Below are 6419 nucleotides of genomic sequence, written 5' to 3' on the forward strand. Positions count from 1 at the left end.
GAGGAAGGCCGGATCCCACCGTAGTCCGTGAGGGGCCGACCCCGCAGTCCTCCGCGGGGGTCGGGAGATCAGCGCCCTCTGACCGCACAGAGTGTGTAGGACGCGGGGAGCCGCTCGGGGTTCTCGGCGAGCCGCCACTCCCCGCGCTCGTCACACACCATCGCGTCGGGCAGGGCATTCCAGGGAACGCTGTCGTGCTCGGTGAGCGCGGTGATCTCCATGCCTGCCGTGAGAAGTGCGGTCACGATCTCGCCGAGGCCGTGGTTCCACTCGTGCGTTGTGCTGGCCTGGAGCCGGATCTCCGTCTCGACGTACGTCTCCTCGTCCGTCCACACCAGCGGTTCGACCTGCTCGAAATAGGGGTACCGCAGGGCGAGCACATCCGAGCGGGCGTCGTCGAGCGCCCACAGCACGGGATGGGCCTCGCGCAGGAACAGCCGGCCGCCCGGTCGGAGGAGCCCCGCAACCGTCTCGGCCCACCGCTCGATGCTCGGCAGCCAGCACAGCGCCCCGATTCCGGTGAACACCAGATCCTGCGACGCCGGACCGAGGATCGTCACGGCGTCGTATACGTCCGCCTCCACGAAGTCGACCGGGTCCGCGGTGCGGGCGACCAGCTTGCGGGCCTCCGCCAGCGAGGCCCCGGAGAAGTCCAGCCCGGTCATCCGCGCTCCGAGCCGGGCCAGCGACACCGTGTCGGTGCCGATGTGGCACTGCAGATGCACTCCTGTCAGCCCCGAGATGTCGCCGAGCATCGGACGGTCGAATTCGACTACCGCGCTGACGAATTCGGGATCACTGACGAATCGCTCCACCGCATAGTCCGACGAGACGGCGTGCGCGGGTGCGCGTTCGTCCCAGTTCGCCTTGTTGATCTCTCGGTACTTTTCGCCCACGAGCACACCCTAGGCGCCGCGTCAGCGCTGTGTCTCGCGCCGCACGATCCGTGGCAGGCGGAGCAGCGGGAGCGGCCGGTGGGTGGTGACGATCCAGGCCTCGTATCCGTTCAGGGCGAGCAGGACTGCGAGGACCGACGCGGCGGTGGCGACGGCCGGCAGCAGCGGCGACGCCATCGCGATCGCGCAGCAGGCGACGGCCGCCGCGGACCGCTGCGCGGTGGCAGCCCCGAACATCCGCCACCGGGCGTAGCAGAACCCGAACAGGTACAGCGCCACGCCAGGGGCCAGGAGCAGTTCGGGGAACGAGTGCGGTACCGACAGCGGATAGGCGAGCAGCTTCTTCAGGCCCACGGCGATCATGATGATCGCGGTGACGTAGATGAGGTGGGCGTAGCTGAAGACGTCGGTGACGATGCGAGCCTGTTCGGGACTGTGCTCCAGGCTGTGGCGGACGGCGGGGGCGCCGTAGTGGAAGTACGTCCACCACAGCAGGACGATGAGGACGAACGCGAGCGCGAAGGCGGCGTAGGTGGGCCCGTCGAGGTCGATCCCCGCGGCCTGGCCGCCGACCGCGACCACCGTCTCGCCCAACGCGATGATCAGGAACAGCCCGAACCGCTCCGGCAGGTGCGCGGTCTCGATACGGACGTGGTTCAGCCCCGCGGGCAGCGCCCGCGGGGCGATCAGCTCGATCAACGCGGCCAAGGTCCACGCGGCGATCCGCGCCGGCCCGTCGAGGAAGGCGCCGAGCAGGAACAGCGGCGCGGCGGCGAACGCCGCAACGGCGAAGGGCTCCAACCGGAATCCGGCGGACCCGCCGGGAAGTCGACAGGAGAAGACCCACAACAGCAGGCGGAGCACGACATACCCGGCGGCGAAGACGAGGGCACGGTCGCCGAACGCCCCTCCCACGGCCACCGACATCAGGAGCCCGCACCCGGCGACGCTGAAGAGCGCCACCCTGCCCAGCGCCTGGTCCACGAGCCCGCCCGCCCGGTTCGCGAGCAGCGTCGCGCCCACCCACCCCCACCACAGCGGCATGAACAGCAGCAGCAGGCGGGCCGCCTCGCCGATGTCGTGTGCGCCCGCCAGCGCGGTGGCGATCTGGGTGACCGCGAAGACCCAGATCAGGTCGAAGAACAGCTCGGCCCACGCGACCCGCTGCTCGGGTTGGGATTCGACCGGATCGTCGGCCACCGAATCGGTGCCGTCGAGTGCAGGCTGGTCCACGCGGTCTCCCCCATCGCCGACTGGTACGGCGACGAAGCTTAGGTGCCACACATCCTGGGCGGCAACGGCACTCCGATCCGGCGAGAATTTTCGGACATCGGGAAGAGTGTCGGCTCCGACGGGGTTGGCATGGGCGATGATCGTTGCCGCAACCGACGCTCGTGCGGGAACGGGCATGGATGATGCAGCACGGCGCCGACGCGGCGGCCGGCGAACTGTGGGGAGGTCACGATGCAGACGGAGCGTGTCGAGTTTCGCGCGGAGGACGGCACCAGCCTGGTGGGCGTCCTGCGCGTCCCGACCGGAGCGACGAGGGCGGTGACGTTCACCGGCCCGTTCACCGGGGTGAAGGAGCAGGTCGTCGGCACCTACGCCGACGCCCTCGCGCGCGCCGGATTCGCCACGCTGGCGTTCGACCATCGGAACTACGGCGAATCGGGTGGGACGATTCGCCACCACGAGGACGCCGCGGGCAAGGTGGCCGACCTGCGCGCGGCCGTCGGACACCTGGGCGCCAGGGGATTCCGACGAATCGGTCTGACGGGCGTGTGCCTTGGCGGTGGCTACGCGCTCAAGGCGGCGGCCCAGGACCCGCGGGTGGCCGCGCTGGCGTGTGTGGCCGGCGCGTACCCCGGTGCGCCGGGAAGCTTCGTCCATCGCGGCGGGGAATACCGGGAAGCGTTGCGGGACATCTGGGATCGCGCGTGGACCGAGGACGGTCGGCCGCTCTACCAGAAGGCGGTGACCGATGACGGCGGGCCGGCGGCGATGATGGGCTCGGAGCCGTTCGAGTACTACGGCACCGACCGCTCGTACAGCCCCCACTGGGAGAACAGCGTCACCGTCGCGTCGGGATATCAGACGATGACGGTCGACACCCTCGCCGCGGCGGACCTGATCTCCCCCACCCCGCTGCTCGTGGTGCACGGCAAGACGGACGAGTTCTGCAGTCCCGAGGGCGCCCAGGCCGTGTACGACCGGGCCGGTGAGCCGAAGGAGATCGTCTGGCTGCCGACCACGAACCACATCGACCTCTACGACGTCCCGGAGTTCGTGGACCCGGCCGTCGACAAGCTCACCGCCTTCTTCTCCGAACACCTCTGATCACCAGGGTTCGCTGTGCGGCTCATGCCTGCACCACCCCGACCACCGGCGCGAAGTCGCGGGGCGGCAACGCCCGGCTCGTGTTGTCGAGGACGCCGCCGAAGACAACGAAAACGACGGTGCCCGTTCCGGTCTGGAGGGTGTTGGACAGCGTGACGACGTAGTCGGGCCGGCCGCTCCTGGAACATCGGCGCCCGGCCCGATTGCATGGTGCTCAGGTTGAGCCGGGCGACCTCGAGGTGATCGGCCTGCTGGGGCGAGGACATCGCGGTGTTCATCGCGCTGAAGAACACGTTGACCTGTCCGGGCGCGATGGTGGGGTCGGGCAGGTTCGTGTCGACCGCGGGAAGTAGTTGTACGGCCGAACCCGCCGACAGTCCATCGGTGCCGGGCGGCCCGGGGTTGGCGGCGAGACCGAAACACGACGAACGGTATGAAACGTGCGCGGGGAGGACCTCGCCGCCTCGCAGGCGGAACTCATCGGCAGGCTTTGCGATACTGACCGCGCACCACCCTCAACTCGGATCGTCCGGCACGTTCCTGCCGGTGAAGGGATCGAACGAACACTCATGGCGACAGTCACCTACGACTCCACCACCTGCCTGTTCCCCGGCTCGGACAAGCCCGCGGTGGACCAGCTCGAGCTGCATATCGAGGACGGCGAGTTCCTCGTCCTGGTCGGACCGTCCGGCTGCGGCAAGTCCACCTCGCTGCGGATGCTGGCCGGACTCGAGGACGTGCACTCGGGCCGCATCCTGATCGGCGACCGGGACGTCACCGCGACCGAGCCGAAGGACCGCGACATCGCGATGGTGTTCCAGAACTACGCGCTCTACCCGCACATGTCGGTCGCCGAGAACATGGGCTTCGCGCTCAAGCTGGCGAAGACGCCGAAGCACGAGATCCGGGCCCGCGTCGAGGAGACCGCGAAGATGCTCGACCTCTCGCAGTACCTGGACCGCAAGCCGAAGGCGCTCTCGGGCGGTCAGCGGCAGCGCGTCGCCATGGGCCGGGCGATCGTCCGCAGCCCGCAGGTGTTCCTGATGGACGAGCCGCTGTCCAACCTCGACGCCAAACTGCGCGTGCAGACCCGGACCCAGATCGCACAGCTGCAGCGCCGGCTCGGCACCACCACCGTCTACGTCACCCACGACCAGGTCGAGGCGATGACGATGGGTGACCGGGTCGCGGTGCTCAAGGACGGCATCCTGCAGCAGTGCGCGTCCCCGCGCGAGCTGTACTCGCGACCCGCGAACGTGTTCGTGGCCGGGTTCATGGGTTCGCCGTCGATGAACCTGTTCACGGTGCCCGTCACCGACGACGGGGTGCTGCTCGGCGACACCCTGATCCCGGTGCCCCGCGCCGTCCTCGCCCGCACCGGCGGGCCGGAGGTCGTGCTCGGCATCCGCCCGGAGCACCTCGAGCTCGCCGACCGCGGGATGGAGATGGAGGTGGACGTGGTCGAGGAGCTCGGCTCGGACGCCTACATCTACGGACGCATGACGGTGGCGGCCGCCGGGCACACCGTCACCGCCCGCGCGGACTGGCGTAATCCGCCGCAGAAGGGCGACCGGGTTCACCTGCACGTCGATCCCGCGGAGGTGCATCTTTTCGCGGTCGCGGACGGACGACGGTTGGGGTGACCTGAACGATCCAGTGCGGGGGTAATGATCGGATTCGGTCGCGTCGCGTGCCACAGTAGGCGACGACATATGCCTCGGTCCGGTGGAGCTGGCGCACGACGAGGGCCGGACATCTCTTTCGAAAGGTGGACCATGCGTTCCTTCAACACGCGTTCACGCATTGCGGTGGCGGCCTCGGCCGTGGCGCTGCTCGCGCTCGCCGGGTGCTCGAGCAGCAGCGACGGCGGCGGCAGCGTCGACGAGGCGGTCGGCCAGAACCTGGACGGCCGCGGCGCGATCTCCTTCGCGATGGGCAAGAACGACACCGACAAGCTGCAGCCGGTGATCGGGAAGTGGAACGCCGCCCACCCGAACGAGCAGGTCACGCTCAAGGAGCTGCCCGGCGAGGCCGACGACCAGCGCAACAAGCTGGTCCAGTCGCTGCAGGCGGGCAACAACGACTACGACGTGATGGCGCTCGACGTGGTCTGGACCGCGGAGTTCGCCGCGAACGGCTGGCTGCAGCCGCTCGAGGGCTCGCTCGCGCTGGACACCGCCGGGCTGCTGCCCGCGACCGTGGCGACGGCGACCTACCGCGACAAGCTGTACGCCGGCCCGCAGAACACCAACGCCCAGCTGCTGTACTACCGCACCGACCTGGCCCCGGCCGCCCCCGCGAACTGGAAGGCGCTGACCGACAGCTGCGCGGTCGCCACCGCCAAGGGCGTCAAGGACTGCCTGATCACCCAGCTCAAGCAGTACGAGGGCCTGACCGTCAACACCACCCAGTTCATCAACTCCTGGGGTGGCGCGGTCGTCGGACCCGACGGCAAGACCCCCGAGGTCGAGTCCCCGCAGTCCAAGGCCGGGATGCAGGCCATGGTCGACGCCTACACGGCCGGCCAGATCGCCAAGCGCTCGACCGGTTTCACGGAGGAGGAGACCAACCTCGCCTTCGTCGGCGGTGAGTCGATGTACGCCTACAACTGGCCGTACATGTACGCCAACGGCGAGAAGGACGGCTCCGCAGTGAAGGGCAAGTTCGCGGTCGCGCCGATCGTCGGACCGACCGGCCCGGGTGCGTCCACCCTCGGCGGCTACAACGACGGCATCAACGTCTTCTCCAAGAACAAGGCCACCGCGCGCGACTTCATCGCGTTCATCCAGAACCAGGAGAACCAGGTCTCGTTCGCGGACGCCTCGTTCCCGCCGGTGCTGAAGTCGGTGTACGACGACGCGGCGCTGGTCGCGAAGTACCCCTACCTGCCGGCCCTCAAGGCGGCCCTCGAGAACGCCAAGCCGCGTCCGGTCACCCCGTACTACAGCGCGGTCTCGAAGGCCATCCAGGACAACGCGACCGCCGCGCTGACCGGGAAGGCGACCGTCGACCAGGCGGTGGCCGACATGTCCGCGGCGATCACGCAGGCCGCCAAGTAACACCGGCCGGCACGTTCGGTTCGGCAGACCCATTCGAGACGAGGACCAGGTAGACAACGATGGCTGACTCTGCCGAGCCGAGGCCAGCCGACGAGGACGTCGCGGCCGGAGTGATCGACTCCGGCCC

At 69.1% G+C, this 6419-nt stretch carries 5 protein-coding genes; 3 read left to right on the top strand and 2 right to left on the bottom strand.

What is annotated here, in order from left to right:
• Positions 1-68 precede the first annotated feature (68 nt).
• Both ACFXGJ_RS14905 and ACFXGJ_RS14910 read right to left on the bottom strand, forming a co-directional pair.
• Positions 69-896, bottom strand: coding sequence for a class I SAM-dependent methyltransferase (locus tag ACFXGJ_RS14905; protein WP_378621124.1), 828 nt, complete (start codon positions 894-896; stop codon positions 69-71).
• 21 nt (positions 897-917) lie between these two features.
• Positions 918-2129 (bottom strand): low temperature requirement protein A, encoded by a 1212-nt coding sequence (locus tag ACFXGJ_RS14910; RefSeq protein WP_378621126.1) that lies wholly within the window; start codon positions 2127-2129, stop codon positions 918-920.
• Between the two features lie 231 nt (positions 2130-2360).
• Here ACFXGJ_RS14910 and ACFXGJ_RS14915 point away from each other — a divergent pair, with 231 nt between their 5' ends.
• From ACFXGJ_RS14915 to ACFXGJ_RS14925, 3 genes are all read left to right on the top strand, one after another.
• Entirely contained in the window at positions 2361-3233 is an 873-nt protein-coding gene (locus tag ACFXGJ_RS14915; protein ID WP_378621129.1) for an alpha/beta hydrolase, read from the top strand.
• Between the two features lie 569 nt (positions 3234-3802).
• Positions 3803-4876 carry an ABC transporter ATP-binding protein gene (locus ACFXGJ_RS14920; RefSeq protein ID WP_378621132.1) on the top strand — a complete coding sequence of 358 codons (1074 nt, stop codon included), beginning with the start codon at positions 3803-3805 and terminating at the stop codon, positions 4874-4876.
• 132 nt (positions 4877-5008) lie between these two features.
• Entirely contained in the window at positions 5009-6292 is a 1284-nt protein-coding gene (locus ACFXGJ_RS14925) for an ABC transporter substrate-binding protein (protein WP_378621135.1), read from the top strand.
• Positions 6293-6419 lie beyond the last annotated feature (127 nt).

This window comes from Rhodococcus sp. NPDC059234, assembly GCF_042754225.1.
Classification (GTDB): domain Bacteria; phylum Actinomycetota; class Actinomycetes; order Mycobacteriales; family Mycobacteriaceae; genus Rhodococcus_G.

What these genes read in the sequence shown, in the direction of transcription:
- ACFXGJ_RS14915 (WP_378621129.1), top strand. Translation starts at nt 2,361, where the DNA reads ATGCAGACGGAGCGTGTCGAGTTTCGCGCGGAGGACGGCACCAGCCTG.
- ACFXGJ_RS14920 (WP_378621132.1), top strand. Translation starts at nt 3,803, where the DNA reads ATGGCGACAGTCACCTACGACTCCACCACCTGCCTGTTCCCCGGCTCG.
- ACFXGJ_RS14925 (WP_378621135.1), top strand. Translation starts at nt 5,009, where the DNA reads ATGCGTTCCTTCAACACGCGTTCACGCATTGCGGTGGCGGCCTCGGCC.